This is a genomic window from Mailhella massiliensis (genome assembly GCF_900155525.1).
Lineage (GTDB): Bacteria > Desulfobacterota > Desulfovibrionia > Desulfovibrionales > Desulfovibrionaceae > Mailhella > Mailhella massiliensis.
Genome location: NZ_LT706951.1, coordinates 316672 through 341536 on the forward strand (window position 1 = coordinate 316672; position 24865 = coordinate 341536).

30 protein-coding genes, 1 tRNA gene and 2 pseudogenes are annotated in these 24865 nt (G+C 56.3%); 12 read left to right on the forward strand and 21 right to left on the reverse strand.

The genetic code is table 11. From position 1 onward, the window contains the following. Positions 1-31: 31 nt before the first annotated feature. Positions 32-484, reverse strand: a complete 453-nt coding sequence (locus CZ345_RS06945) for an EF-hand domain-containing protein (protein ID WP_083717200.1) — start codon at positions 482-484, stop codon at positions 32-34. Positions 485-614: 130 nt separating this feature from the next. Between CZ345_RS06945 and CZ345_RS06950 the strand changes: the two genes are divergently transcribed. From CZ345_RS06950 to CZ345_RS06980, 6 genes and pseudogenes are all read left to right on the forward strand, one after another. Then, on the forward strand, positions 615-1091 hold the full coding sequence (locus tag CZ345_RS06950; protein WP_077072447.1) for a GNAT family N-acetyltransferase: 477 nt from the start codon (positions 615-617) through the stop codon (positions 1089-1091). Positions 1092-1118: 27 nt separating this feature from the next. Further along, positions 1119-2399, forward strand: coding sequence for a trigger factor (tig, locus tag CZ345_RS06955; RefSeq protein WP_077072448.1), 1281 nt, complete (start codon positions 1119-1121; stop codon positions 2397-2399). Positions 2400-2585: 186 nt separating this feature from the next. Continuing rightward, positions 2586-3923, forward strand: coding sequence for a trigger factor (tig, locus tag CZ345_RS06960; protein WP_077072449.1), 1338 nt, complete (start codon positions 2586-2588; stop codon positions 3921-3923). A gap of 237 nt (positions 3924-4160) precedes the next feature. Then, entirely contained in the window at positions 4161-4631 is a 471-nt protein-coding gene (gene tnpA, locus CZ345_RS06965; RefSeq protein ID WP_077072450.1) for an IS200/IS605 family transposase, read from the forward strand. A gap of 287 nt (positions 4632-4918) precedes the next feature. Beyond that, positions 4919-5170 (forward strand): annotated as a pseudogene (gene tnpA, locus CZ345_RS06970) (IS200/IS605 family transposase); the annotation flags it as partial. Positions 5171-5174: 4 nt separating this feature from the next. Next, a pseudogene (locus CZ345_RS06980) lies at positions 5175-5743 on the forward strand (IS5 family transposase); the annotation flags it as partial. 115 nt (positions 5744-5858) lie between these two features. Here the strand turns inward: CZ345_RS06980 and CZ345_RS06985 are convergent. Continuing rightward, positions 5859-6857: a lytic murein transglycosylase gene (locus CZ345_RS06985; protein WP_077072453.1), complete on the reverse strand. Its 999-nt coding sequence runs from the start codon at positions 6855-6857 to the stop codon at positions 5859-5861. Positions 6858-7511: 654 nt separating this feature from the next. Here CZ345_RS06985 and CZ345_RS06990 point away from each other — a divergent pair. Together CZ345_RS06990 and CZ345_RS06995 are read left to right on the forward strand one after the other, a co-directional pair. Then, positions 7512-8105, forward strand: a complete 594-nt coding sequence (locus CZ345_RS06990; protein WP_077072454.1) for a hypothetical protein — start codon at positions 7512-7514, stop codon at positions 8103-8105. Positions 8106-8313: 208 nt separating this feature from the next. Continuing rightward, complete coding sequence (locus CZ345_RS06995; RefSeq protein WP_077072455.1) at positions 8314-8739, forward strand: VOC family protein; 426 nt, start codon at positions 8314-8316, stop codon at positions 8737-8739. Positions 8740-9043: 304 nt separating this feature from the next. On the opposite strand, the gene CZ345_RS07000 is transcribed toward CZ345_RS06995, so the two are convergent. Then, positions 9044-10078 (reverse strand): branched-chain amino acid aminotransferase, encoded by a 1035-nt coding sequence (locus CZ345_RS07000; RefSeq protein WP_273523489.1) that lies wholly within the window; start codon positions 10076-10078, stop codon positions 9044-9046. A 428-nt stretch (positions 10079-10506) separates the two neighbouring features. Between CZ345_RS07000 and CZ345_RS07005 the strand changes: the two genes are divergently transcribed. Continuing rightward, positions 10507-11007, forward strand: a complete 501-nt coding sequence (locus CZ345_RS07005) for a single-stranded DNA-binding protein (protein ID WP_077072457.1) — start codon at positions 10507-10509, stop codon at positions 11005-11007. 889 nt (positions 11008-11896) lie between these two features. On the opposite strand, the gene CZ345_RS07015 is transcribed toward CZ345_RS07005, so the two are convergent. The 13 genes from CZ345_RS07015 to CZ345_RS07075 form a co-directional block, all read right to left on the reverse strand. Further along, complete coding sequence (locus tag CZ345_RS07015) at positions 11897-12625, reverse strand: hypothetical protein (protein ID WP_077072459.1); 729 nt, start codon at positions 12623-12625, stop codon at positions 11897-11899. A 24-nt stretch (positions 12626-12649) separates the two neighbouring features. Further along, on the reverse strand, positions 12650-13147 hold the full coding sequence (locus tag CZ345_RS07020) for a DUF5681 domain-containing protein (protein WP_077072460.1): 498 nt from the start codon (positions 13145-13147) through the stop codon (positions 12650-12652). Beyond that, the gene (locus CZ345_RS07025; protein ID WP_077072461.1) at positions 13137-13361 is read right to left on the reverse strand and encodes a hypothetical protein; all 225 of its coding nucleotides are present in this window, start codon (positions 13359-13361) and stop codon (positions 13137-13139) included. The genes CZ345_RS07020 and CZ345_RS07025 overlap by 11 nt, the downstream gene beginning before the upstream one ends. A 5-nt stretch (positions 13362-13366) precedes the next feature. Continuing rightward, on the reverse strand, positions 13367-13564 hold the full coding sequence (locus CZ345_RS07030) for a hypothetical protein (protein ID WP_077072462.1): 198 nt from the start codon (positions 13562-13564) through the stop codon (positions 13367-13369). Between the two features lie 168 nt (positions 13565-13732). Then, positions 13733-13951, reverse strand: a complete 219-nt coding sequence (locus CZ345_RS07035; protein ID WP_077072463.1) for a hypothetical protein — start codon at positions 13949-13951, stop codon at positions 13733-13735. Positions 13952-13980: 29 nt separating this feature from the next. Then, the gene (locus CZ345_RS07040; RefSeq protein ID WP_077072464.1) at positions 13981-14364 is read right to left on the reverse strand and encodes a hypothetical protein; all 384 of its coding nucleotides are present in this window, start codon (positions 14362-14364) and stop codon (positions 13981-13983) included. Between the two features lie 9 nt (positions 14365-14373). Next, positions 14374-14958 (reverse strand): hypothetical protein, encoded by a 585-nt coding sequence (locus CZ345_RS07045; protein ID WP_077072465.1) that lies wholly within the window; start codon positions 14956-14958, stop codon positions 14374-14376. Beyond that, the gene (locus CZ345_RS16205; RefSeq protein WP_083717204.1) at positions 14955-16778 is read right to left on the reverse strand and encodes a bifunctional DNA primase/polymerase; all 1824 of its coding nucleotides are present in this window, start codon (positions 16776-16778) and stop codon (positions 14955-14957) included. Before CZ345_RS16205 ends, CZ345_RS07045 begins: the two co-directional genes overlap by 4 nt. Further along, positions 16775-16945 (reverse strand): hypothetical protein, encoded by a 171-nt coding sequence (locus CZ345_RS16875; RefSeq protein ID WP_154674805.1) that lies wholly within the window; start codon positions 16943-16945, stop codon positions 16775-16777. Before CZ345_RS16875 ends, CZ345_RS16205 begins: the two co-directional genes overlap by 4 nt. Then, positions 16938-17375: a hypothetical protein gene (locus tag CZ345_RS07060; protein ID WP_144277276.1), complete on the reverse strand. Its 438-nt coding sequence runs from the start codon at positions 17373-17375 to the stop codon at positions 16938-16940. Before CZ345_RS07060 ends, CZ345_RS16875 begins: the two co-directional genes overlap by 8 nt. Positions 17376-17784: 409 nt before the next feature. Continuing rightward, positions 17785-17985: a helix-turn-helix transcriptional regulator gene (locus CZ345_RS17710; protein ID WP_077072467.1), complete on the reverse strand. Its 201-nt coding sequence runs from the start codon at positions 17983-17985 to the stop codon at positions 17785-17787. A 120-nt stretch (positions 17986-18105) separates the two neighbouring features. Continuing rightward, a complete protein-coding gene (locus tag CZ345_RS07070) occupies positions 18106-18819 on the reverse strand; it encodes a hypothetical protein (protein ID WP_144277277.1) in 714 nt (237 codons plus the stop codon). Continuing rightward, positions 18819-19343, reverse strand: a complete 525-nt coding sequence (locus CZ345_RS07075) for a tyrosine-type recombinase/integrase (protein ID WP_077072469.1) — start codon at positions 19341-19343, stop codon at positions 18819-18821. Before CZ345_RS07075 ends, CZ345_RS07070 begins: the two co-directional genes overlap by 1 nt. Positions 19344-19519: 176 nt before the next feature. Between CZ345_RS07075 and CZ345_RS16210 the strand changes: the two genes are divergently transcribed. After that, positions 19520-20274 (forward strand): IS5 family transposase gene (locus CZ345_RS16210; protein WP_239446597.1). Its coding sequence is split into 2 segments (ribosomal slippage): positions 19520-19853 and positions 19853-20274, totalling 756 coding nucleotides; the frame shifts between segments, so codons are not numbered across the junction. On the opposite strand, the gene CZ345_RS07090 is transcribed toward CZ345_RS16210, so the two are convergent. The 3 genes from CZ345_RS07090 to CZ345_RS07100 form a co-directional block, all read right to left on the reverse strand. After that, entirely contained in the window at positions 20271-20888 is a 618-nt protein-coding gene (locus CZ345_RS07090) for a tyrosine-type recombinase/integrase (RefSeq protein WP_077072470.1), read from the reverse strand. The two genes, CZ345_RS16210 and CZ345_RS07090, sit on opposite strands and share 4 nt — an antisense overlap. Positions 20889-21062: 174 nt before the next feature. Continuing rightward, positions 21063-21138: transfer RNA gene (locus CZ345_RS07095), tRNA-Glu, on the reverse strand. Positions 21139-21193: 55 nt separating this feature from the next. Next, on the reverse strand, positions 21194-21796 hold the full coding sequence (locus CZ345_RS07100; protein ID WP_077072471.1) for an SGNH/GDSL hydrolase family protein: 603 nt from the start codon (positions 21794-21796) through the stop codon (positions 21194-21196). Positions 21797-22179: 383 nt separating this feature from the next. On the opposite strand from CZ345_RS07100, the gene CZ345_RS07105 reads away from it, so the two are divergent. Beyond that, positions 22180-22734, forward strand: a complete 555-nt coding sequence (locus tag CZ345_RS07105; protein ID WP_077072472.1) for a hypothetical protein — start codon at positions 22180-22182, stop codon at positions 22732-22734. A 1-nt stretch (position 22735) separates the two neighbouring features. Beyond that, positions 22736-23104: a hypothetical protein gene (locus CZ345_RS07110; RefSeq protein WP_077072473.1), complete on the forward strand. Its 369-nt coding sequence runs from the start codon at positions 22736-22738 to the stop codon at positions 23102-23104. A 121-nt stretch (positions 23105-23225) separates the two neighbouring features. Here the strand turns inward: CZ345_RS07110 and CZ345_RS07115 are convergent, their stop codons facing one another. Then, complete coding sequence (locus CZ345_RS07115) at positions 23226-24185, reverse strand: hypothetical protein (protein WP_077072474.1); 960 nt, start codon at positions 24183-24185, stop codon at positions 23226-23228. After that, positions 24178-24753 carry a lytic transglycosylase domain-containing protein gene (locus CZ345_RS07120; RefSeq protein WP_239446637.1) on the reverse strand — a complete coding sequence of 192 codons (576 nt, stop codon included), beginning with the start codon at positions 24751-24753 and terminating at the stop codon, positions 24178-24180. The genes CZ345_RS07115 and CZ345_RS07120 overlap by 8 nt, the downstream gene beginning before the upstream one ends. Between the last annotated feature and the right edge of the window lie 112 nt (positions 24754-24865).

Genomic DNA, 24865 nt, shown 5'->3' on the forward strand with positions numbered 1-24865 from the left:
TCCGGCTCCCGGCGGGAGGTGAGGCGTCTGTTCAGTTCTTCTGGGCGGGCGGCGTGACGAGCAGGGGCATACCGCCGGAGGGAGCGTTCTTCTGCGCCGGAGGCATGACGAGGGGCATACCTTCCCGGGGAGCGGAGACATGATCGCCCGCGCCGCGCATGGCCTTCATCATGCCTTCCATGTCGGGAGCCTTGGCGGAAGCGCCGTGTCCGGCGGAAAAGTTCTTCCATTCCTCAAGGCAGATGAGGCCGTTGTGATCGGCGTCGATGGTATCGAAGGCGTTGCGGTTGAGATTGGGCCTTGCGGCGGAAAGTTCTTCCCACGTCAGCGTGTCGCTTTTGTCGGTATCCATGGCATGGAAGCGTTCCACGGGGTCGGAGGAGCGGGCAGGCGAGCCGCCCTGCATACCGGGCATGGCGGAGGCGTGCAGGGGAAGGATAAGGGCGAAGGCCAGGGCCGCCGCCTGAAATACAGCGATATTCATGGCATATACCTCTTACAGGGTTGAAAGCGCAGCATGACACGAGGCGGGGGCAAGTGCAAGTACGATTCGCGGCCGCTTCCTGCACCTTGCCATTCCCCGGGTTCTGATACAATATCCGCGGGGAGGCTGTATGATACGCCCTTTTTGCAGTGATGACAGTAACGCCGTCGTCCGGCTGTGGCTGGAGGCGTCCTGCCAGGCCCATTCCTTCCTTCCCCCCTCGTACTGGGAGGCGGCGGCCGCAGACATGCGCGAGGTGTACCTCCCCATGAGCGATGAGATCGTCGTGCATGTCGACGATGCAACGGGAGAGGTGGATGCCTTTCTTGCTTTTGTGGATACGTACCTCGCCGCGCTTTTCGTGGCTCCCCGCGCTCAGGGGGCGGGGCTCGGCAGCCGCCTGCTGCGCATAGCAAGGCGTATGCATCCCGATCTTTCCCTGTGCGTGTACGAGGAAAACGCCCGGGCCGTGGCCTTTTACCAGAAACATGGACTTTCGGTTCTGGGGCGAAGAGTGGAAGAGAAGACGGGACATGCGGAACTTCTCATGGGATTTTCGCAGAATGTTGCCGAAAACGTGCCCGGACGTGAACGGGCCGCCCATTAACCTTAAAGGAATGGTTCAGGTTTTAATATGGAATATCATGTGGAGAAAGGGGAAGGCGGAGCTTGCCGCCTCACCTGCTTTTTTTCTGCCGCGGACGTGACAGCCGAATGGAAGAAGGCCGCCGCACCCTTTGCGTCTTCCTTCCGCATGGCGGGCTTCCGGCCGGGCAGGGCCCCTCTGGAAGTGCTGGAGCGGCAGTTCGGGCGGCAGATTGCCGAGGAAACCACCGACGCACTGGTCGGACGCGGCGTGAAGAAGGCCCTTTCTGCGGAAGGGCTGCTTCCCGTCACGGCCTTCACCTATGAAGGGGAGAATGCTCTTCGGGGACGGGATTTCAGGTTCAGCGTTTCCTTCGGCGTACTTCCCGACGCGGAGACTCCAGATTTTTCTTCCCTGCGGATTGAAGGAAGGATTCCTGCGGCCGATGCGGGACAGGATGCCGCAGCCCTCAGGGACATGCTCGGCCGCATGGCCGAAAGAGTGCCGGTGAAGGAAGGGCGTCCGCAGGACGGCGATATCGTGCAGGCGGACGTGACGGGCCGTATCGACGGCCGTGTGGTGCCCGGCATGAATACGGGCCCCTGCCGTATGCGTCTCATGCCGCTGATGCCGGGAGAAAAGGCGCCCGATCTGGACCCCGTGATCCGCAGTCTGAGCATCGGCGAAACCGGTACCGGTACGACGGTATGCCCGGACAACTATCCCGATCCCTCCCTGCGCGGCAGGGATATAGAACTGACCGTGACGCTCCGTTCCGTGGAAAGGGAAATACTTCCTCCGCTGACGGAGGAAACGGCGCGCCGTCTCGGTTTTTCCGGTGTGGAAGCGCTGGAGAACGCCGCCCATGAGCTGGCTCTGGAAAGGAGCGGAGCACGCCTTCATATGGAGGCGAAGCGCGAACTTATGGAGCGCCTGGAAGCCTGGGAAGGCGTGGAGGCCCCTTCCTGCCTTGTGGAGCATTGTCGTCGCGAAGCCATGCGCCGTTCCCGTCAGTATCTGCAGAGCAGCTATGAGTCCCCTGACAAGCTCAGGGAAATTCTCGCCCTCATGAAGGAGGAAGCGGAAGAGACGGCGCGGAAGAAAGCCGTGAGGCGTATGCTTCTGCTCGGCTGGGCGCGGGGAGAAGGCCTGGAAGTGCGGGATGCGGAACTGGAAAGAGTGCTTGCCGGGCGTGCCGCCGCGCAGAACATGGATGCCGCATCCTATGCCCGCAGTCTTGCCCGCGGGGGCGATATATACGAAATGCGCGCCGCCATGCTGGAAGAGCGTGCCCTGGAAGCGCTGCTTGCGCGTGTGCTCAGGCCGTAGCTTTTCCGTTGCCCGGAGGAGTGGAGAAAGCGTTTCCTCCGGGAGGAAGGCTTTTGCCGGGCCTCATACGGCCTTGGAACGGCTTCTGCCCGCCGCGGTTGCGGAAAAAGCGCGCGAGAAGCGCGCCCGGCAGCGTGCCCTTTTACGTTGCCATCATCGTTATGTTTTCTGCGTGAGGAGCTTGGTATGGAATACAGCATAGAGAAAAACTCTCCCACCTCGGTGAAGCTCACGGTGACGTGTTCCGCCGATGAGGTGAAGAAGGCTTTCGACCGTGCGGCGAAGGCCATAGGCAAGGGCATGAATCTTCCCGGGTTCCGGGTGGGCAAGATTCCCGTCAACGTCATCAAGAGCCGCTTCGCCTCCCGCGTGGCTGCCGATGCCACGGAAATTCTTGCCGACGACACCATGATGGACATTCTTAAAAAGGAAGGCGTCCGCCCCCTGTGCCCTTCGCAGTATCACGGGCAGCCTGCCGTGGAGGGCAGGGAGTTTTCCTTCTCCTCCGCCTTCGACGTTCTGCCCGAGATGGAGCTGCCCGACCTTGAGTCGCTTTCCGTGGTGGTGCCCGACCCTGCCCCCGGCGACGATGCGCTGAACGCCATGCTCGATCAGGCCCTGCGCCGTGTGGCGACCTATGAGGAAGTGACGGACCGCAGGCCGCAGGATCATGACCTGCTCACCGTGGACGTGCGCGGCACGGTGGACGGCAAGGCGCTTCCGGGCATGACGGCGGATAATTTCCGCCTGCAGCTTCTGCCCGTGCAGCCCGGCGGAAAAGTGCCGGAAATGGACCCCATCGTCCGCGCGCTGAACGTGGGCGAAAGAGGGCAGGGCGTGATGATATGCCCGGACAATTATCCCGATCCCACGCTGCGCGGCCGCGAAGTGCAGCTTGACGTGGTGCTGCGCCGCATACAGCGCGAAGTGCTTCCCCCGCTGACCGACGAGACGGCGCAGAAGCTGGGCTTCAAGACCTTCGACGAGCTGAAGCAGGAAGTGTGGCAGCAGACCTTTGCCGCCCACATGCGCCGGATTCAGCGCGAGGGCAAGCACCGCCTCATGGAAGAGCAGCTTGCGCGGCTGGACTTTCCCCTTCCTGAAAGTCTGGTGCAGCGCTTCTACCGGGAACATCTGCGCGATGCGGAACATTATCTGAAGAAGCAGCACGCCGATGAGGATACCATCCGCGAGACGCTGGAACACATGCACGACGAGGCCATGGAATTCGCCCGCAAGAAGGCCAAGGGCCATACCTTCCTGCTGGCGCTGGCCCAGCGGGAGGGCATCAGCGTGAGCGGAAAGGAGGCGGAAGACGCCGTACGCGCCATGACCAAAGGTACGGGGCAGAACTACGATGACCTTCGCAAGACCATCTGGGAAACGGGCGTCATCACCGCCATGCAGGAACGCATGATCGTCGACCGTGCGCTGGACCGTCTTTACGGCGCGGCCCGCAAGGTTATGGCGGAGTCGACCGTGCTTCGTCCCTTTGCCGAAGTAAAGAAGGAAGGCGGGGCGTAACAGGCGTGCCCCGGGAAGGGGCCTGCTCATCCCCGTAACAGGAAAGAAAAAGCCGCCGGAACACTGTTCCGGCGGCTTTTCGTTTAAGGCCTTTAGGCAGTTGAGGGAGCGGAAGCGACCGAAACAGAAAACCACCCGCTTAGCGGGTGGACCACAAAATGGTTATACCTAAAAAAACACCTTTTCGATAAGACGGAGTTGTTCAGGCTCCCGTCCACATCGAAAAGGTGTTTTTTTATGGCGAAAGAACAAAATCTGGCACATACGAAATGGCTGTGTAGGTACCATATTGTCTTCACTCCGAAGTATAGGAGAAAAGTGATTTACGGGCAATACCGTGAAGAAATAGGAAAAATAATACGACAGCTTTGTAATTACAAGGGAATCGAAATTATTGAGGGACATATGATGATAGACCATGTGCATATGCTTGTCATGATACCGCCAAAGTATGCGATATCGTCGGTTATGGGGTATATAAAGGGTAAAAGTTCACTGATGATTTTTGATAAATTTTCCCAGCTGAAATACCGGTATGGCAATCGGAGATTCTGGAGCGTGGGATATTACGTCAGCACAGTAGGTTTGAACGAAGCAACGATCAGGAAATATATACGGGATCAGGATAGAGAAGATATCATGCTTGATAAGAGGACGTGCAGGGAATATACGGATCCGTTCAGTCCAAAGCAGGGAAAGCTCCTTTAGGAGCAGGCTACGAGTCAAAGTACATGGGGGCTTGAACTGTTGAAAAAAAGGCAGGGCGCCGACTAGAGAAGTTCAAGCCGGCGCCCTTAAGGCGCGAGTAAGTAACAAGCCCTTACAGGGCTGGTCAAGCCACCCGTTTTACGGGTGGTCCTGACTTTAAGACTGAAAACTCCCCGCTATGCGGGGAGTTCCAAAAAGGCGAAGCCTTTACATAAGTTAAAAAAGGGGTTCCTTTGTGAGATAACCAGTTGTCTCGACTCGAAATCTATACACAAAGGAACCCAATAATGAATGACCAGAGTTTAAACCATACCCGTTGGAACTGCAAGTATCACATCGTTTTCGCTCCGAAATTCAGACGCAAGCTGGTATACGGAAGGTATCGCAGAACGATCGGCGAAATTCTGAGAAAACTGTGTGAATACAAAGGAATAGAGATAGTGGAAGCAAATGCGTGTGTGGACCATATTCATATGTGCGTCAAGATTCCGCCCAAGTATAGCGTGGCGCAGATCATGGGGTATTTGAAAGGGAAGAGTTCNTCGTTTTATCCGCTGGAGCCGATTGGGTGTCTTTAACAGGATTTTTGCGGAGCTTGTTGAGCAAAACGGCTCCACAACACGCTTGATGATTGATGCCACACATCTCAAGGCACACAGGACAGCAGCAAGTTTGCTGAAAAAAGGGGCCTTTCCCGATGTATCGGACGCACAAAAGGCGGCCTGAATTCAAAACTCCACGCTGTCTGCAATGCCTTCGGTCAACCGTTGGCCTTCCATCTGTCCGGCGGTCAGGTGAGCGACTACAAAGGCGCTGCTGTCCTGCTTGATACTCTGCCGCAGGCCAGGGAGCTTCTGGCGGATAGAGGCTATGATGCCGACTGGTTTCGTCATGCTTTGTCCCGCAAAGGAATCACGCCGTGCATTCCTGGCAGACACAGCCGGAAAACCCCGGTGGTCTATGACAAGGAGGTTTATAAGCAGCGGCACAAGATAGAAATCATGTTCGACCGACTCAAGGATTGGCGCAGAATAGCCATGCGTTATGACCGTTGTGCACACACGTTCTTTTCGGCCATTTGTCTCGCTGCCATTGTCATCTTTTATATTTAATGAGTCCTGAACCTAGAGAAGTTCAAGCCGGCGCCCTTAAGGCGCGAGTAAGTAACAAGCCCTTACAGGGCTGGTCAAGCCACCCGTTTTACGGGTGGTCCTGACTTCCGCTCCGCTACGGGAGCTGACGTATGGTTTTTGCCAGCGCGAGAATGGTATGGGCGTAGATGTCCATGGCGTTGTAGGTTCGCAGCACTCTGGTCTGCCGCTGCACGCTCAGGCCGCTTTTCCACCCGTTCCGGCGCAGATAGTTGCTCAGGCTGGATACGGCATCGTCCACCTGGAAGAGGTCGATGATGCCGTCGCCGTTGCCGTCCACACCGTAGCGGGAGATATTGGAAGGCATGAACTGGCACAGACCTATGGCCCCGTACACGGAACCTTTTACCTTCAGAGGGTCGATGCGGTTGGCATGGCAGTAGGCAAGCAGGGCCTTCAATTCCTTATAGGCCCAGTCGGCCTTGAGTTCCATTTTTCCGCGTATCCAGGGCAGATGCTGATCCGCTCCCGCGAGTTTTGCCGTATATTCGGGAATGGCCTCCGGGGATCTTGTCACCGCCATGCTGGCGAGCATGTAAAAGGCGTTGTGCTTGCCGAGATAGCCGCCGAGTCTTGTTTCCACAAAAAGCAGGGCCGCCGCCACTTCCGAGGGGACGCCGTAGTTGAGTTCCGCTCTGGCAAAGGCCACGGCGTGCTTGTTCATGAATTCCCGGCAGAGTTTCGCGTTTTTTGTGGTGACGACCCCCTTGAACCACGGGCCGGGAATACCGAGTTTGGTTTCAAAGCTCTTGGGAGGCCGGGCCTTGGGCCTGGGAATGAAGGCGTTCGTATAAAGTTCCTTCACCTTGATGCCCATGGGAACGGGAGAAGGCGGCATGTCGAGCCGGGCGAACACGTCGCGGGTGAAGTTTTTATCCAGCCCGTCTTTCTGAAGTTTCACGGAAAGCTGCCGCCAGGTTTTTTGCCACGAGGATGCGGAGGAAAACGTGTCTCCTTCGAGAGAGCTTTCCATCCGGCCGGGGTCCTGCGGCGTCGGGACAGCGGTATGAGTACAGGCGGAAAGCGGCAGTATGAGAAGGCCCAGAACAATGCTGTGCAAGGGGAGAAAGCGCATGGGATATCCTTTGTATGGTCGTATCGCCGGAGCTTTTTGGCGGATGTATTAAAGTCGCCTGCCCGGGTACTGTCAAGAGAGAGGCGAAGGGCGCTCCCTCCCTGCCGATGCCATGCGGCACGGGATTTGCTGTTCCCGGAACTTGTGGGAAGAACCGTCCCTGATGCGCTGTGCGTCTCGGAAACCATGTCGGAAAACAGGCCCTTGGCTCTTTGCCTTGCCCGGGCTTTTCCGCGGCGGAACGGAAACGGGCTTCGTCGCGGTGCAGAGGCACATGCTTCCGCCTCCGGCAATGTGAGGATGGGGGGATAGCCATGGCGGAAGCCGGTCCGCCGGGCCTCGGATTGCCGTATGCCGGCAGCCCGGAAAAACGTCCCTCGTGCCCGCCTCAGGCTTTCGCTTTTCGGAAAAAAATACCTCTGTGCGTACAGGAAGAGAGTTCCGCCGGGGCCTCGGCGTCTTGTCGTTGCCGGTGATTTGCGTTATAAAAAAATACCTTCTATACACATTTCCTCAGGGCTTTCCCCCGGGGGAGTCTTGTCGGCAGGGCCTGCCTGCTTCCGCTTCACGGGGCTAAAGGAGGCTCCGCCGGAAAGAACGTCGGCCGTCGCCCGGCCGGACAGGGAAAACGCTTTTTCCGGTAACGGATGTTTTATGAGAATACGCTTCGCCTTCTGTCTTGCTCTTGCCTGCCTTCTTTTACCCGCCGTTCCTTCCGGCGCAACGCCTGTTCCCTCCGTGACGGGGAGAGCGGAACAATACTCCCCTGCGGGTGCGGACTGGGAAAAAAGTTATGTGGACGCCGCACGCATCACCATAGAGAAGGGCGTGATGAGCGTGATGAACGGCATCTCCTCGCCGGAACAGCTGCGTGATTCCGTGGACTATTTCTGCCGCACCTGGGACAACTGGGCGGATTCGCAACTGTTCATACTGCAGGACGACAGGGATATCGACGTGTACGGCAATCTGTATTCCCTGCAGGTGATGTGCCGCACACTCCATCTTGCCGCGACCGACTGGCATGAGCTGGAAAACAGCGCCCGTTCCGCCGCTACGCTGGAGAAGGCGCTCGAGCTTGAGAACCGGAGCCGTCTTCTGGCCGAACCCGTGGCGGAGATCATCACCCGCCAGAGCTACAGCGCCTATCTGCCGCGCCGCGTGGAGATCATGAAGGAACAGCTCCCGTATGTGGATGAGTATTATGAGCGCAATTCCTTCCGTTCCGTCATGGAGGCCAGGCGCTGAGCTTTCGGCAGGGCAGAGGGATGCCGGAGCGCACCGGCGCAGCGCGGCCTGCGCAGGAAAACCGCACGAGCCGTTTTCTTCGCAAGGGGCGGCGTGGCGTGCTTTGTGGAAAACGGCAGAAAATAGTTGTGAAGTCCGGGGAGAAAAACGTTCATGCTGAGGGCGCTCCCGGATCTGATATTCAGGGATGAAACGCGCGGAGGTCGGTATGAGCGTGTGCAAGGGGCTGCATCATGTGGCCATGGCCATTCAGGACAGGGAGACGTACGAACGTACGGTGGCTTTTTACAGAGACGTCATAGGGCTTCCGCTCCTGAGAACCTGGCGTCGTGGTGAAAGGCATATCACCATGCTGGATTTCGGCAACAGCATTCTTGAAATCGTGTTCGGTGCCGAAGGCGCGGGAACGGGCGTTTTTGCCCATATCGCGCTGAAGGTGGACCGCCCGGAAGACGTGGATGCCATGCTGGAGCGCGCTCTGGCCTGCGGCTGCACGCCTTCCCGTCCGGCGGAAAGCGCTCTGGCGGAGGAGGAGACCTGCGGCGGTGGCAGGCAGGCGGGGACGTTTCATCTCCGCAATGCCTTCTGCATCGGCTTTGCAGGCGAGAGCCTGGAATTTTTCTGCGAGTATTGATGGTTTCTGCTTGGTTCCGGCGGGAGACTGCGTGTTCCCGCACGGGGGAAGAGAGCGTCGGAAGACTGCCCGGTACGGAACAAAACGCAGGCCTTGAGACGGCGCAAGAACGGTATGCCCGGAATCGGAAAAGACGTTTCCGGGCCGGGGCTGTCCGCTGTTCTGTCCGGGACGGAGGATGAAGGCGTACGGCATTGCCGCATCGGACGAAATGGAGAAAAAAGGCCTCCCGCTTTTGCGGGAGGCCTTTTCGTCTTATCGGCTTCGTCCGTCAGACATTGTCATATGCCGGGCGGCAGGCGTGTCAGGCAATGCGCTTGATCCAGCCCTCGGGAGCTTCGATGCGGCCCATCTGGATGCCGGTGAGCGTGTCGTAGAGCTTGCTGAGCACGGGACCCATTTCGTCCATGCCGGAAGGCACGAGGATTTCCCTGTCGTGATCCACAATCTTGCCCACGGGAGAAATGACGGCGGCGGTACCGCACAGGCCCACTTCCGCGAAGGAAGGTACTTCGGCAAGAGGCACTTCGCGTTCTTCCACTTCCATGCCCAGGTAGTGCTGAGCCACATAGAGGAGGGAACGGCGGGTGATGGAAGGCAGGATGCTGTCGCTCTTGGGCGTGACGAGCTTGCCGTCCTTCGTAATGAAAATGAAGTTTGCGCCGCCGGTTTCTTCCACCTTGGTGCGGGTGGCCGGGTCAAGATACATGTTTTCGGCGTAGCCCTGACGGTGGGCGTCCATGATGGCGTGCAGGCTCATGGCATAGTTGAGGCCGGCCTTGATGTGGCCGGTGCCGTGAGGCGCCGCACGGTCGAAATCGCTCACGCGGATGACGATGGGCTTGGCGCCGCCCTTGAAGTAGGGACCCACGGGAGTGACGAGAATGCGGAACTGATATTCCTCGGCAGGCTTGACGCCGATGACGGCGGAGCTGGCGAACATGTAGGGGCGGATGTACAGCGTCGCGCCGGAACCGTAGGGAGGCACCCAGGCGAGGTTGGCCTTCACGGTTTCCACCACGGCTTCCACAAAGCGCTCGGTGGGGTACACCGGCATTTCCAGACGGCGGCAGGAATCTTCCATGCGCTGGCCGTTGAGGTCGGGCCGGAAGCAGACCACATGGCCGTCTTCGGTGGTATAGGCCTTCAGGCCTTCAAAGCAGGACTGGGAATACTGGAGCACGCCGGCGCACTCGGTCATGACCACCTTGTCGTCATCGGTAAGCTGACCTTCGTCCCAGGCTCCGCCCTTGTAGTTGGACACGAAGCGTTTGTCGGTCTTCATGTAGCTAAAGCTCAGATTGGCCCAATCCAGATTCTTCTTTTCCATGGTACACATCTCCTGACAGCGTACACGAGATTGCGTGTATAGGGACCGGCCCTGTGGCCGGGAGCCTTCGTTTCCGCAGGGAGTCCCCCGCGGCAAGATACACTTTCGGCAAACTCTGGCATTGTACGGCGTGCTCGTCAAGTCCCGGCATGGGGGAATTTGTGTATCCGGCAAGTTTTCCCGCCGTTTTCGGCAGGAAAAAGAGTGACAATAATGTAAAACAGAAAACGGCCGGAGTTTTCCTTCCTTGTCCGGGCGGGAGCTTTTTTGACAGAAAAGAGCAGGCGGAGGCAAAACTCGTCGGGTCCTTTCCGCCGCTCTAGGAGCGTCCCGGCAGGTTTTTCTTGTGTTCCATGGGTATTCGGTCTATGTTGAACCCGTAAGAGAGGCGTTGCGCCTCCCCCGTTCACCTTTTGAAGCGAGAAGGATTCGTTTCCATGCTGAATAAAGTCATGATCATCGGCCACCTTGGGGCCGACCCCGAACTGCGCTATACCCAGAGCGGTTCCCCGGTGACCACCCTCCGCGTCGCCACGGATGAATCATATACCGATAAGGACGGCAACCGTGTGGAACGCACGGAGTGGCACCGTATCGTGGTATTCCAGCGTGCGGCGGAAAACTGCAATCAGTACCTGCGCAAGGGCAGCCTCGTGTATGTGGAAGGCAAGCTTTCCACCCGCAAGTGGCAGGATCAGAACGGGCAGGACCGCTACACCACGGAAATCCGTGCCGACCGTGTGCAGTTCCTCGACCGTCGCAATGCCTCCGGCCCCGTCGACGGCGACGGCTATGCTCCCCGTCCGGCCGCGCCCCGTCAGTCGCAGCCTTCCCGTCCCGCTCCGCAGCGTCGTCAGGCTCCGCAGCAGGACAGCTACGAAGATCTGGGACCCGCCTTCCCTTCGGAAGCGAGCACCATGGACGATATTCCCTTCTAAGAAGGAAGGATTCTCCGCCGGGTCTTCTGTGCCGGCGGAACGATGCTGAAACGGTATGGCTTTCGGGCCGTACCGTTTTTTTTATGGCGTTTTTCGGCGGAAAATGGTCGGGGAGGGATGCGGCAGAAAAAACGCCGCCGGAAGTCGGGCGAATCCCCGGTCTTCCCGGGCGGGAACGATGAGGGAAACGTGCCGGATATCCGCACGGCGCGTCCGTTTCTTCAGCCCGAAGGCCGCCCGCTTTTCGTCTTCATGCGATATTTCCGGGAGAAGCGATTTCAGAATACAGGTGCAGGACCGCGGACGTATTCTTTTCTGCGGGGCAGGTTCTCCATGCCGGGACTGCTCCGGCGGTCTGCCCGGAAGGGGCGGGGAAAACTTGCGTTTTTTTGCGGGGGCGTTGCAGGACAGGGCTGCTGCGGCATGGTCGGCTGCGGGCGGGATTTCTCTGCCGCCCCGCCGAGGCGTCAAAGGAAGCGTTTTTCCGCTCAGACAGTTGCGGAAGGCGGAATATTTCAGAGTGTGGGTTATATCGACAGAAAAAGGAAGGCCTCATGGAAAGTCATGCTTTCCATGAGGCCTTTGCTTCATCTCTGGTGTCACCAACGGGAGTCAAATTAGATATGTAATCTATTGATTTTATTGATAGTAGATTGCGGCGCTCTTAATTTGTACCCTTCAGGGTACCCTTACATCGTCGGATGCCCTACTTGTGACCTATGGGCAAAGTAAGGAAGGATAGCAGGGCGATTGCCTCCTTCAATACGGGAGTCGGATAGGATTCGAACCACTGCACACCACATAGAGGCATGTTTATTCCTTGGCCGGTGTTCCCCCTACATGGCATGAAAAAAGCCTCTGACAAAAATCAGAGGCTTTTTCTTTGGGCTTATCGTGCCAGTTGGGCGTTACGCTGTGCCGTGCGTTCGTCCAGCTGCTGTTTCTTGGCGGCGTAGTCCGCACCCAGACGACAAGCCACGGCGACGGCGACAGGGTAAGTCTTGTAGTTGGATTCAAGAGAGGTGACAAGCTTCTGCATAGCCCTATGGCTTTCCACAAGGGCGGGATTCACTTTTTCCGCCCTTGCATCGGTCACGCGGCGCACCACGTCGGGCGGGAGATTTCCAAAGGCTATGGGAGTGCTTTCCAAAGCGGCCTGTATTTCATCGGAGCCATTCATATAAAACGCCACCATCGCAGCCTGAGACAAGCCCCGGGCGTATTCCCTTATTTCCCGTGCTCTAAGCTCATTGATAAAAGCCTGTTCCCCTCTGGCGGGCAGTTTGATAGATCGCAGATTTTCAATAGCGGCGGCCTGTCGGCTGACAATCTCGCCGGACTCTTTCAGCATGTAAGGGGGAACGACTTCATCAATTTTTTTCTGAGCGGTGTACTTGTCATAAATCGCTTGCCACTGCGCCCCTTTGCCTATGTCGGTCAATCCGGGGTCGCGGGCCACCTTGTCGGCTTCTTCCGTTACCGCGTCCACAAGCGCCTGAAAGCAAAGGCCGCTTCTTTGAAGAACACTATCAGCAGAAAGCGCCCCTACCATGATGTCAGCAAGCTTGTCACTGTCGATGGCTTCAACAAAGCCGTTTTTCGTGGTTCTGGTTTCCATGATGTAACACCTATTCTTTGTGGTTTATGCCTCACCTTTGGCAGTGAAGGAAAATTGATAGTTCGGATCATTGGCCGCCTGAGTCCATTCTTCGTCACTCAGCACATCAGGAGTCAGCAGCACGCCTATTGACTGATTGACCTTTTCCGCCGCTTCCGTATCCCTCTTGACTTTCAACAGCTCTACAAGGTTCCTTCCGTCTTCCGGGGCCATATTCCCGGCAAGGACGCTGTCCACTACGGCGGCGGGAGTAGCTTCGGGCAATCGGATAGGTTCCGCTGGCGCTATGGGCTTCACCTTTGGGCATCCCAACTGACACAGCAGGGAGATAGCCTTGAAGTCCCCTTGTTCGGCCAGGGCAATAAGACGGGGAAGGGCTACAGTTTCCGCCGCGTCCCGCATCTTCTTCAAGAGCGTGTTGACACTGCCCGGCTTGCGACCGTTGGGATTACCCGAACACCCCTTTTTGAAGTGACCACGGGGGCCACGTTCAACTTGTAACGACTGCTCTTTACTCGCCATTGCGGGCTTTCCTCCCGTCAACGATCTGCACATTGATACGTTCGGGGGTTTGTTCTCCGGCCTCTTCGTCAATCATGGTTTTGAGCAGCTCCAACGCTTTTACGGCGGGCCCGAACTGTTCCCGGATAAGTGCGAATTCTGCGGCAGTCATAAGGCGCTGTCTGATATATGCCCGGTTCACTCTGACAGGGGGAAGGCGATCAGTTAGTTTCATTGTCCTTACTTCTCCCAGTCATGCTTATAAGCGGGCTGACTGTATGGATTGGCCGGGTTGTTGTTCTTGACCTGTTCCCCGTATTCGCGCAGTCTCTCCACCTTGGCGAAGTCATCAGCCTGCATCTTGCGCTTATATTCTTCGCTGTTGTGGTACTCGCCCTTGCTGTTGTTCTGCCATGAGTAGTCAGTATTCTTCTGCATAACTCCTCCTGTTCTTTCCTGTTATTATCCTGATCTTATCCTGATAACGTCCTGTTACCTTCCTGTTCTGTTTCCAAACGAAGGGGAAAAAACAAGCGTTTCTTGGATTATTTTTTCATCGAAGCACAAAAAAAGGGGGCCCCTGCATAACACAGAAGCCCCCTATGGTTAGATGCTGTCCAGAAGGTCTAGCAATTCGCTTTCCAGTTCCGCCGCCCGTTCTTCATGGTTACGGGCCACAAGGTAGCCCAGTTCAACCTTTCGGAGTGAGACCTTTGGTACACGGCCCCGGCCTTGCGCCTTGCTTTCCGCTTCCTGCATGGCCTGATCGATCTGCTCCGCCTTTCTTGCAGCCCATGTGCGGTATTTGATTATCCGTCTTACCATCCTACATGCTTCTTCTTCCAAGTCGTCTGTCACAATCCCCCCTTTACAAGTTGGAGATTTTCGCGCTGTTCCGCCTGCCTCATGGCCTCCCTTACGCACGCTTCAAAGTCCGCAACCATGATCTTCCCCTCTGTCAGGTATGTATAAAGGACGAAACCTAATGCTTGTGCCAAAGTTTCACCATATTCTTTTTGTATGGCGTTCACCTTGTCGCTAGCAATTCTTGCAGTAAGCCCCTTCAACGGCACATTATCATAGGCAACAACGCCAAGGTCTTCATCCGGCCATATGATGATAATCTGATCTTCTCCCGACTCATAGAAGATATGGTACTGCAAAAGGTAGTCTATCCGCTGTTCGTACCACGGAAGAGCCTTGTTTTGCCTCATCTGATTACCTTTGACGCACTTCATCGTAACACCTCACATCTTTGATTTCAGCATATGCCACCAGCCCGTATTAGGGAAAGCCATCTCAAACAACGCACAGTGACACGCCTTGTCCGGCTGATAGAATCCGCACACCGCGCCATCATCCCGGACACAGTGCGGGAAAGCGTCGCAGAACTTCCGCCAGTCCGGCATACTCTTGTATTTGACCGGAGCCCCGTCCGGGAAAGCCTCGTGGACGGCGGCAATGATTTCTTCCGTGGTCATATCGTCTATGGAAAGAGATTCTTCCTTTGTCTTTTCCTGCCTTTTATCCGCCTCTTGTGTGGTATCTAAAAAGTTGCCTATTTCTGCTTTTTCCACGTGGGACAAAATCTCGTCGTTTGTCCCACGTGTGGGACAAGGCTTGTCCCGCTCTTGTCCCACACTTTGTCCCGCTTCTTTTGCTTGTCTTTTGGCTTTTATCAAGGCTAACAGGGAAAAGCCATGTTCTTTGTCCCGCTTTTTGTCCCGCACGTTGTCCCGCTTTTCCGGCGTTTGTCCCATGTCCCAGCTCTTAAGGCGTGGGACATGGGACAAAGGGCTTTCAGAAGATGAATTCTTGCCTAATTCTCTCACTTACGCCCTCCATGCTTAGGCAGTTCCCCGGACTCTTCCAGCTTCTTTTTCATGCGTCCGATGGTACTCTTGGAAAGCCCTAGCTCCTCCGCAATGTCTCTTACCGTCATGCCTAGCAGGAACATTTCCTTGACGTCTGCTTCCTGCACTTCTTTCAATGGTCTGGTCTGCCAAGTATATGCGTTGTCGTGCTCTATTAACTCAGCTTCAAACGGGTCAACGTCGTTGCCAAAGATGCCACGGGCTTTTGTGAAGCGGACTTCAAACTTTGCACCCTCCCGCTCATCGTAGTCTTTAGGATGCCGTATAGCGACAACGGCATCTAACGTATCTTCCTTGGCGGAGCTTCCGCGCTGGTCGCCGTTCTTTCCCGCGTGGTGCATCAGCAACACCGCAATCCCACGTCGGCGCAAGGAAAGGATCCATGACTGGACGGGCCTCCAATCGTCCGCACTGTTAGATTTTCCAGAGCCGATAAGGCAAGCCAGATTGTCAAGAATAACCAGTTTTACGCCGTCAAGAAACGGCTCAATTGCTCTTTGACTGGCAAGTTGTGAAAAGTCAATGTTGACGCCCAATAGCTGCTCATCAGGGGTAATAATACGCAGTTTGCTAGGGTCTGTAATGTCATAGTTGTTGCCAAGTGATAGGGCTTCTATGCGCTCCTGCAATGACTGTGCGGGCATTTCACCATCAATGAAAAGCACTGTAGCTGGTTCCGGGGCCTTCCACCTCCCGCCGAACACGTCGCCACCACAAGCAACGGCAAGTGCGATAGAAAGGGAAATGTGCGTCTTTCCTGTTCCGCGCTCCCCGAAGATCATACACAAAGATTTTTCTTGAATGACGGGCGCGAGTAGTTGCTTTCTTGGCTCGTATTTCTTGGCCATAAACTCGGCAATGTTCAAGCACCGTAGCCCCATGGGTTGATTGCCGTCCTGTATTGGTTCGGGCTTTATGGGCGTATTCCGGGGGTGTTCCATGCCCGCACGCTTGGCGCTGGCAATGGTTTTCAGCGTCTCCACCTGCCCCAGGCCGCACGCCTGCGCGGCCGCCTCTAGCCCGGCTTGAACCTCTTCTTCTGCCAGCTCACCACCTGCCACCCACCCCCACAACCGGAAAGCGCAGGTGTTCAAAGTGGCGTTTCTGCATCCGGCCGGGCAAGTGGCCACGGCTTCAAGCTCACCTTTCAGCACGGCCAGCGCGTAGGGCGTAGCATGGCCTGAGAAGGGCTTTTTCTCTCCCTTCGGTCTGTCGCTCCAATAGGGGTTGTTCAGGGCCTCTACAAGCCACGGAGGCGCTTCCTCAATGGCTCGAAGATCCTCAACGGTATACGCGCCACCGCCGATAACCCGGCTAGGCGGCGCGATTACATAGCCAGAGCTTGCCCGCACGTCTACGTTGGGTAACCAGCCGTTAGGACTTGGCACGTCAACGCCTTCCGGTCTCTTGAAATAGAGGTGCTTCCCGCCGCTCTGACTTCTCACGACGTAGGTAGGCGGAACGCCTCCATGAGCGGCGGCCAGTTCCGCAAAGTTGGCTTCACCGTCTATGCCGTGCTTGTTGTCACAGTCGATTACCAGCAAGCCGCTAGGGCCCGTCGCAACGCCTATCAGAGCATCAGGCCATTGCCCCCACCACTTGCGGATTTTGTCAGGATTGGCAGACGCATCATAGAAGCTGTTCTTTGTGAGCGGGGCCTTTGCCTTGAATCGTTCCTTCCCGTCTTCGTCAAGAACGGCCTGCGGCCTACAGGGCAGGACGTGCCAGCCGCGCTTGGCGTATTCCAACGCCTGTTCCAAAAGGAAGTTTTCGCTCATTCCCCGCCCCCTATCATCTGTTCAATGTTCACGCCATTGCGGGCAAGGTCCGCGTCCTTTCCGTTCTGCCAATCGAACAGGCACAGGACCGCCACAAGCTCGATCAGGATAAGGGCTGTACCAAGTATCAGCTTGCCGCGTTCGGAGAGTTTCAGAAGGCTACGCATGGCGCACCCCCTTCACCTGATCGACGAACACGGCCACGGGCAGAAGTGGGCGCAAGGCGGCGTCCATACGCTCAAAGGCGCGGTAGAGGGGTTCCCGGACTTCTGTTTCCTCTTTGAGCCTATCGCCGATCTTCCAAAGCCCGGCTTCTCCGTCCATGGTAAGCAAGTCGGTAAACTCATGGGGAAGGCCGCCTATCAGCTCTTGGCGCATGGCGTCCAGTCTGGCCGCTTCGTCAAGGGTACGGCTACGGAAGTCCCGCAAAGCAAGGGCATACTTTTGCAACGCTTCAACACGGGTCATGACCTCCGGGGAAGGACAGTCAGGCGCACATGGCTTGCAAGGACGATCCGAAGGAACGACGGCGGGGATGTTGGTGTTGTGGGATTGGGGACGACGGGGAATGCGACGGACGATTGTCAGTTTAGGCATGACTTAACCTCGTGTAATTTTTGAAGTTTCATAGGTGGTCACTGTTTCAAAGAGCGCAAAAAAGGCCGGGAGCTCAAAAGCGTACACGAACGCCGCACATATTCCCCCTAAGGGTATTGTATTAGTGCACTCCCGGCCATGAAGGGCCGTAAACACGCTATGCTTTTCAGGTGCATAGACGCAATAAAAAATGCCAGTGTTGAGGCTCCGGCTTGCCTTCGTGTATGAGTTTTGAAGCTCAGGACTTACCATGCCAGCAGGGCGGCCATGAGTCAAGAGTTCTTGCGTAAAAAGACGGAAAGTGTTACTTTTCTTTTCAGGCGTAACACCGCTCTTGCAATAAGGCCTTTTGATTACCTTTGCCGTTGCCCCCGCCGTGCTCACCATGGCGGGGGCCTTTGTGTATGCGCTATTCAACAGGGGCGGCCTCCTCAGTCAGAAGGCCACGGCTGCGCAGGAACTCCCGCACATCCGAATCAGACCACCTTGTACACTTGGCGGAAAGACGCTTGCCCTTAGGTAGAATTCCCTGCCTAGCCCATCGGCGGACACTGTTCGTCTTTACCCGGCACAGTTCCGCAATCTCAGAAGCAGAGTAAAGCTTTTCCATAAGCTAACCTCACACAGCTTAGCATGAGGTTTTATGCAAGCCCTACGTATGCAAAAATGCCCCATGCGATACTTTTGCATGAGGCATATCATGTTGGGGGTATGGGGACACAAGGGGACACTATGGGGACAGGCATAGGGACAAGGTTGTCCCTATATGTCCCTCTTTTTTGTCTTTTCGCTGTCTCCACTTTTTTACGGCTTCGGAGTCCTTCCCTTCACCGTCATAAAGCAGCGCGTCCGCCGTCGTATAGGAAAAGCCGTCTCCCTTTAAGGCTTCACGGATAACATCATCCGGTATTCCTTGCTCTTCCAGTTCCAGAACATACCGCCAAAAGGTGCGCAAACGTGGGGTCTTTCCGCCCGGTAGAGCGTTTTCCAGTTCCGCTACTCTTTCCCTGAGTGTGTCGTTTTCTGCTTTGTAACCGGCAAGGGTGGTTTCCAGTTGGTTGATAAAGTCTTTGCAAATAGCAAGAGAGTCTTCCAGTTCTGCAATATGTGCTAGTTTTGGATCAGGCTTCTTAGGATGAAGGAAGTTTCTGATTTCATCAATAATAGGCAATATTTCACTTTTGAGGAAAACAATATCGTCTAACGGCTCAAAGTTTTTACAATTGTCATTCATAAAAAAGCGATAATCTATAACAACAACAGAATCTTCCTTTCTTTCAATTATTTTAAAAATATGTATTTTTCCTTCAAGTTGTGAAGAATGAAGCCAAAAAGCGTATGATCTCTTTGACGCATCTTGGCTATTTTGTACTTTTTCATCAATAAGCCAGTCTAAATCTTGAATAAAAAGAACATTAGAATATGAAAAAGTATGTGTAGCCATTACTCCCCACTTCTCAGCTTGTCGCACAAGTCCGCCCAATCCTGCATGAGCTTCCTGCGTTGTGGCAGATAAGCGGCGGCATTGTAGGCGCGCCGCACCTTGTTCAGTTCGATATGGGCAAGTTGCCGCTCTATCACGTCGGGGCCTGCCATTTCCCTAATATTCATTGTCGTTGACGCGCTCCCCCGGAAGCCGTGAATGGTCATTTCATCCTTGCCATAGCCAAGGCGACGCAAGGCGGAAAGCATGGCCTCCCCTGTGATAATGCCGTCCTTTGAACGACTGGAATAAAAGACGTGCTCTTTATCGCCTGTGAACCTTTGGAGTTCCTTGAACAAGGGTACAACTTGCCGTGCCAAGGGTACGACGTGCTCCGCCTTGTGGCCTTTTCGGCCCTTCATATCCTGTGCGGGAATAATCCATTGTGGGGAATCGCCCTCTAACTGGATATCCGCCCATTTGGCCTTGCGCAATTCAACGCTTCTCACAAACAGATAGGGAACCAGGCGCAGGGCGTAGGCCACGGATGGATCATTCCCCCAGTAGGTTTCTATATCGCGCAAGAGTTGTCCGAACCGCTTAGGGTCATGAATGGCCGGTCGATGAGTTTCCGGCGGCTTTGGAGCCAGCACCCTAGGCTCAGGACTCATTACTTGCCAAAAGGATAAGAAGTTCTTATTGTCGGCATAGGGAGGATGCCATGAAGGAACTTTTTTATCTTTCTCATGAACAGATTGCTCGTATCAAACGCTACTTTCCACGTTCCCATGGCATTCCGAGAGTCGATGACAGACGTGTCATCAGCGGCATTATCTATGTCATCAAGCACGGCCTGCAATGGAAAGATGCTCCGCGCGAGTATGGACCATACAAAACTCTCTACAATCGTTTTATCCGCTGGAGCCGATTGGGTGTCTTTAACAGGATTTTTGCGGAGCTTGTTGAGCAAAACGGCTCCACAACACGCTTGATGATTGATGCCACACATCTCAAGGCACACAGGACAGCAGCAAGTTTGCTGAAAAAAGGGGCCTTTCCCGATGTATCGGACGCACAAAAGGCGGCCTGAATTCAAAACTCCACGCTGTCTGCAATGCCTTCGGTCAACCGTTGGCCTTCCATCTGTCCGGCGGTCAGGTGAGCGATTACAAAGGCGCTGCTGTCCTGCTTGATACTCTGCCGCAGGCCGGGGAGCTTCTGGCGGATAGAGGCTATGATGCCGACTGGTTTCGTCATGCCTTGTCCCGTAAAGGAATCACGCCGTGCATTCCCGGCAGACACAGCCGAAAAACTCCGGTGGTCTATGACAAGGAGGTTTATAAGCAGCGGCACAAGATAGAAATCATGTTTGGCCGACTCAAGGATTGGCGCAGAATAGCCATGCGTTATGACCGTTGTGCACACACGTTCTTTTCGGCCATTTGTCTCGCTGCCATTGTCATCTTTTATATTTAATGAGTCCTGAACCTAAGCCGTGCAACAGGATTGACCGGGATAATCCTTGCATCGTCAACGGCATAATCGAAAATGCGAGTCAGATAGCCTTGCAGTCTGTGCGCTATGTTGGAACTTCTCTTTTCCACGTCCTGCAAGAGGTCGGCCACTTCATGCCGTGAGATATCGGCCACGGGCTTGTTTCCCAGAACGGGGAACACATCCTTTTTGAGACGGGATAAAACAGTCTGTTTTTCGTGCTCCAAGTTGTCCTTTTGGTACTTTTCCCACCACTCCAAGGAAACAACTTGCAGAGTCTTTTCCCTGCGCAGGTTTTCAAGCCTTTCCGATTCTTCCCGTTGTTGTTTTTCTTCGTTTGGGTCTATTCCCTGCGCCAACAGGGCATTGATACGGTCTCTTTCCCGGCGGGCCTGCAAGAGCGATATTTCAGGGTATGGGCCTATCGTGTAGGACTTGTTGCCAGCATCCCAGATCATACGAAAGACTTTCTTACCACTTGGGGAGACAAACACCGCTAGACGATCTCCAAGATTTTTCTTGTACCGTGCGGCCTTTGGTTTCAATCCGGCAATGTAGGAATCCGTTATCCTTTTGGGCTTGTTTTCGCCTGCCATGCGTCAACCTCTGAGCGGTAAAAAGGGTACGGGGAATTTCCGTGCCCTTGAGGGTACCCTTAAATTTAGGTTTAGCAAAGGGTACTATGGTATCGCATGGTATCCTATGAAAAGGTAAAAAAGAAGGCTTTTCAATAGGTTGGTATCGAAAAGCCTTGCATAGAATATTTTTTTTGGTGTCACCAACGGGATTTGAACCCGTCTTGGAGGCTTGAGAGGCCTCTGTCCTAACCGGATAGACGATGGTGACGTGTCGTTTGCTCGACGTGTTGGAATTTATAGAGAGCCGTCTGATCTGTCAAGCATTATTTTTCGTTTTCGGTGAACCAGCGCTTCAGGGGTCCGGCCTTCATGAGTTCTTCGGCTATCATGGCATTGCCCGCTTCTCCGGGGTGTACGCCGTCGGCCAGGTCGTCGACATAGCCCGCCTTGAGAAGAGGGTGGAAAATATCGATGAAGGGCACATCGACGGCCGCACAGATGGAGGCGTAGGCCGTGCACAGGCTGTCCAGCCGTTCGCAGTGTTCCCTGTCCTTCACGGGGGGAGCGCTTATCATGGCCACGTTTCCGTACGTTTTGGCCTTCTGCAGAATTTCACGGGCGTTGGCTGCGGATTCGCCCACCGGAATGTTGACGGCCCCCCTGGGTGCGGCCATGTCCACCGTACCGAAGCAGAAGAGCAGGAAGGAGGGAACGCCTTCCATGGCCCGGGCCTGAAATTCCCTTTCCCAGCGTTCCAGAATCATGGCGCTGGAATGTCGGCGCACGCCCATGTTGTAAAAGGTGTCCGGCGGAACCTGCAGCCCGGCTGCGGCAGCCTTGCCGGCCAGTCTTGCCACCCAGCCCCCGGCGGGGGCGTCGTTGACGCCGAGGGTGACGGAATCACCGAAAAAATAGAAAATTTTCATAACAACCTCGCAGGTTACGGATTCCGCCGACAGACGGCAGGACCGGTGTTCTGAATCTTGCGCGAAGGCGTGTTGCCTGCCGGATGCGGCGTGTTCTGTCGTAAAGGGTCGTATGCCGGAAGACCGCGGCGGCGAAGCCCGGCCCGCCGCTCTTTTCCGGCTGGAATGTATCTAGCGTTTTTTCTCCGGCCTGCCAAGCAAAGCGTCCCTATGCGGGGGGAACGACGCCCCGGACAGGGGAGGGCGTGCCTCCCGGCCGTGGAGTCTTGCCGGAATATCCTTCCTTTGTCTTCGGTCCGGGCCGGGCGGCCGCTCTTGAAAAGCACCCGGCTTGCTGCTAGTTTTCCTTGTTTCCAAAGATTCATGGAAAAAGGAGGTCGTCGATGGAAAGCGACAAGGACAGGGAAATACTCAAAGAGGTTGCGGAATACCGGAACGGGCTTCAGAACCTTCTGGCACAGGAGGCCGTGAAAACGGGCTTTTTAAAGGACTCCGTACGCAGCATTCCCGAACTGTCCGGCCTTGTACGCTCCTTTTTCGAGCACTGCATCAGGGAATATCACTCCCTGTATGATCATGTGGAGCCGCTGGCCGTGCTGGGGTCCTGCTGTTTTGCGGGGGCTGCGGCCGCCCACTTGTGGAACGCCGTGGGAGAAGAGCTTTTAAAGAGCAACCTGTTTGCGCTGCTTTCCCGGGAACGCGGCATGAAGTACCTGGACGACACGGCGCTGGAATTTGCAGGTATGCCCGGGGGCAGCTCCGAGGGCGATCGCCTTGCGGCCTGCATCAAGGGAAGCTGGAGCATCATGGCGCTGGCTTCGATGAGCGGCGCGGTGAAGGGACGGCAGGCCGAGGAGGCCATGCTTTTTCTTCAGGCGACGGCTCAGGTCATGTTCATTCTCGGAGAAGCCATCGTTCTGGCGCGGGAGGAAAACTGACATGGGCGTGCTGGATCAGGCTTCTGTCGCCATCATCCGGGCCGGAGCGGACAAGATCCTTCAGAGCGAGGCCGTTCTGGGCGCGCTGCGGCGCAGAACCGCCCGTTATGGCGAGATTCTCGAACTTTCCTGCGCTGGAGAGGGCGGCATCAGCGCGCGGGTCCGTCTCAGAGGCTTTTCGGAAGAAGTGCGCGTAACCCTGCGTCGCGCCGAAATAGGAGACGACGGCACATGGCTGCGTCTTGTGGAAATGAGTGCCGACCGCGAAGGGATGGATGCCCTGCTCAGGGATTTCGTGCAGGGAAAGAAGTTCAACTTTCCTGCGGCGGTCAGACCCTTTGCAGGGATGCTGAAAAAGCTTTTTGCCTGACAGCGCGTTTTCCCGCGTTATAGGGAAAGGGAGCGTTGAGTCCCCTTTTTTGATGAGGTTCCGGCCGGAGGAATTTCCTCCGGCCGGAACCATTTAAGAAAGAGGGAGCCCGTGTTGCCCGCTATTGCAGGCGGATGGCGATGGTGCGCGCATCTTCCTGGCTCACTTCGCAGAGCGTGGGACGTTCGGCAAGAGGAAAGGTGAGCACGGTGTCGCCGTTGCGGAAGGCCGTATCCATGCCCTGCACAAGAGAGGTGTTCACCTTCCGGGGGGCGATGTTCCAGAGTCCCGGCAGCGTCACTTCGCAGCGCAGCGGCTGTTCATGCACGGCGCCTTGCCCCGTCAGGCTCGGGCCTGCGCCCGCAATGCGGAAGGTCAGGCTTCCTGCGCGCCTTTCCACCGTGGTCCAGGTTTTTTTCGGCGTGGCGTCGGCGGCTTTTTCTTCAGATATCTCTCCGGTGCTTTTGCCGGAAGGCGGGGCGATTTCTGCCGCTTCGGTGTCCGGCACCTTTGGGGCTTCGGAAGAGTCCGGGGCCTTTTTCGTTTTGTCTGAGGAAGGCGTTGCGTCGGCATCTGAAGCAGGCACGGAGGGAGCTGGCCGGCCGTTCCGGGCCTGCGTTCCGTTTTTCTGTGCTTCTGCGGCAGAGGGAAGCGCTGCCCGGAGCGGCGGTGCGGACTCTTCCGCCGGAGTCTTGCCGGAAGCGGAGCTTTCCTGCTGAGGCCCGGCATCCGCCGGAGGGAGCGTTTTTTTCTTTGCGGAAGAAGCTGCGGGGACAGGCTGCTCTGCGGGACGCCCTGCCGCCGGGAACACCTGGGGGGTGGCGGGAGCGGGCAGGGGGGCCATGGCGTCGCTCACCGTGCCCCGCGGACCGTCCACATCGCACAGGGCTTCCATGGGATACTCGCAGAAATTGTCCAGCCGGATACGCGAGGCTTCCAGCGAGGCCTGAAGTTCTCTGTTCTGCCTTTCCAGTCTTTTTCCTTCTTCCCAGGACTGCCAGAACAGCCACGCTCCGCAGCCGACGGCAAGAAGAAGCGCGGAAAGACTTGCGGCAATGAGAGTGACGAGGAGCTTATTCATGACGTTTTTCCCGCTCGGCGGCCTTTGCCGCTTCCTGCCGGTGAAGCGCCACCTGTTGCAGGTAGGCGCGCGTTTCAGGGAAGGGCGGTACGCCGCCGTATTTTTCGACGTTGGCCGGTCCCGCGTTGTAGGCGGCGAGAGCAAGATCGAGGGAACCGAATCGGTCGAGCTGGCGGCGCAGATAGGCGCTTCCGGCCATGACGTTGGCCTCGGCGTCATACGGGTCTTCCAGGCCCAGTTCCTTCTGGGTTTCCGGCATGATCTGCATGGCTCCGCGGGCGCCCCTGGGGGAAACGGCGTGGGCCTGGAAGGCCGATTCCGTGCGTATGATCGCCGCAATGAGCGATGCCGGAAGGTTGTAGGCCTTCGCCGCCTTTTCTATGATGTTCCGCCATTCTTCCGGGGCAGTGTATATTTTTCCCTCGTTCATGGCTCCGGCCAGCTCGGGCGTGACCATGGGCCGGGGCAGAGCCAGCAGGCGGGCGGAAGGGGAGAGGCGGGTCACATCCATGCTGTCGATGAGAAACTCCCGGGACGGACGCCGCTCCAGAAGATTGACTTCCGTCACGCTCACTTCTTCCGAAAGAATGACTCCGGCTCCGGCCAGGCGCGGAACGGGGAAAAGAGCCAGCGCGCACAGAAAGGCACATGCGCCTTTTGCCGCGCGTGCACGACATGTG

Bases quoted from the DNA above. Each gene is read 5' to 3' on its own strand.
- CZ345_RS06995 (WP_077072455.1), top strand. From the start codon at position 8,314: ATGAGCGTGTGCAAGGGGCTGCATCATGTGGCCATGGCCATTCAGGAC.
- CZ345_RS07100 (WP_077072471.1), bottom strand. From the start codon at position 21,796: ATGAAAATTTTCTATTTTTTCGGTGATTCCGTCACCCTCGGCGTCAAC.
- CZ345_RS06985 (WP_077072453.1), bottom strand. From the start codon at position 6,857: ATGCGCTTTCTCCCCTTGCACAGCATTGTTCTGGGCCTTCTCATACTG.
- CZ345_RS16205 (WP_083717204.1), bottom strand. From the start codon at position 16,778: ATGAGCGAAAACTTCCTTTTGGAACAGGCGTTGGAATACGCCAAGCGC.
- CZ345_RS16875 (WP_154674805.1), bottom strand. From the start codon at position 16,945: ATGCGTAGCCTTCTGAAACTCTCCGAACGCGGCAAGCTGATACTTGGT.
- tig (WP_077072449.1), top strand. From the start codon at position 2,586: ATGGAATACAGCATAGAGAAAAACTCTCCCACCTCGGTGAAGCTCACG.
- CZ345_RS07020 (WP_077072460.1), bottom strand. From the start codon at position 13,147: ATGGCGAGTAAAGAGCAGTCGTTACAAGTTGAACGTGGCCCCCGTGGT.
- tnpA (WP_077072450.1), top strand. From the start codon at position 4,161: ATGGCGAAAGAACAAAATCTGGCACATACGAAATGGCTGTGTAGGTAC.
- CZ345_RS07030 (WP_077072462.1), bottom strand. From the start codon at position 13,564: ATGCAGAAGAATACTGACTACTCATGGCAGAACAACAGCAAGGGCGAG.
- CZ345_RS07015 (WP_077072459.1), bottom strand. From the start codon at position 12,625: ATGGAAACCAGAACCACGAAAAACGGCTTTGTTGAAGCCATCGACAGT.
- CZ345_RS07025 (WP_077072461.1), bottom strand. From the start codon at position 13,361: ATGAAACTAACTGATCGCCTTCCCCCTGTCAGAGTGAACCGGGCATAT.
- CZ345_RS17710 (WP_077072467.1), bottom strand. From the start codon at position 17,985: ATGGAAAAGCTTTACTCTGCTTCTGAGATTGCGGAACTGTGCCGGGTA.
- CZ345_RS07110 (WP_077072473.1), top strand. From the start codon at position 22,736: ATGGGCGTGCTGGATCAGGCTTCTGTCGCCATCATCCGGGCCGGAGCG.
- CZ345_RS07040 (WP_077072464.1), bottom strand. From the start codon at position 14,364: ATGAAGTGCGTCAAAGGTAATCAGATGAGGCAAAACAAGGCTCTTCCG.
- CZ345_RS07060 (WP_144277276.1), bottom strand. From the start codon at position 17,375: ATGCCTAAACTGACAATCGTCCGTCGCATTCCCCGTCGTCCCCAATCC.
- CZ345_RS06990 (WP_077072454.1), top strand. From the start codon at position 7,512: ATGAGAATACGCTTCGCCTTCTGTCTTGCTCTTGCCTGCCTTCTTTTA.
- CZ345_RS06945 (WP_083717200.1), bottom strand. From the start codon at position 484: ATGAATATCGCTGTATTTCAGGCGGCGGCCCTGGCCTTCGCCCTTATC.
- CZ345_RS07005 (WP_077072457.1), top strand. From the start codon at position 10,507: ATGCTGAATAAAGTCATGATCATCGGCCACCTTGGGGCCGACCCCGAA.
- CZ345_RS07035 (WP_077072463.1), bottom strand. From the start codon at position 13,951: ATGGTAAGACGGATAATCAAATACCGCACATGGGCTGCAAGAAAGGCG.
- CZ345_RS06950 (WP_077072447.1), top strand. From the start codon at position 615: ATGATACGCCCTTTTTGCAGTGATGACAGTAACGCCGTCGTCCGGCTG.
- CZ345_RS07105 (WP_077072472.1), top strand. From the start codon at position 22,180: ATGGAAAGCGACAAGGACAGGGAAATACTCAAAGAGGTTGCGGAATAC.
- CZ345_RS07000 (WP_273523489.1), bottom strand. From the start codon at position 10,078: ATGTGTACCATGGAAAAGAAGAATCTGGATTGGGCCAATCTGAGCTTT.
- CZ345_RS07115 (WP_077072474.1), bottom strand. From the start codon at position 24,185: ATGAATAAGCTCCTCGTCACTCTCATTGCCGCAAGTCTTTCCGCGCTT.
- CZ345_RS07090 (WP_077072470.1), bottom strand. From the start codon at position 20,888: ATGGCAGGCGAAAACAAGCCCAAAAGGATAACGGATTCCTACATTGCC.
- tig (WP_077072448.1), top strand. From the start codon at position 1,119: ATGGAATATCATGTGGAGAAAGGGGAAGGCGGAGCTTGCCGCCTCACC.
- CZ345_RS07070 (WP_144277277.1), bottom strand. From the start codon at position 18,819: ATGGCTACACATACTTTTTCATATTCTAATGTTCTTTTTATTCAAGAT.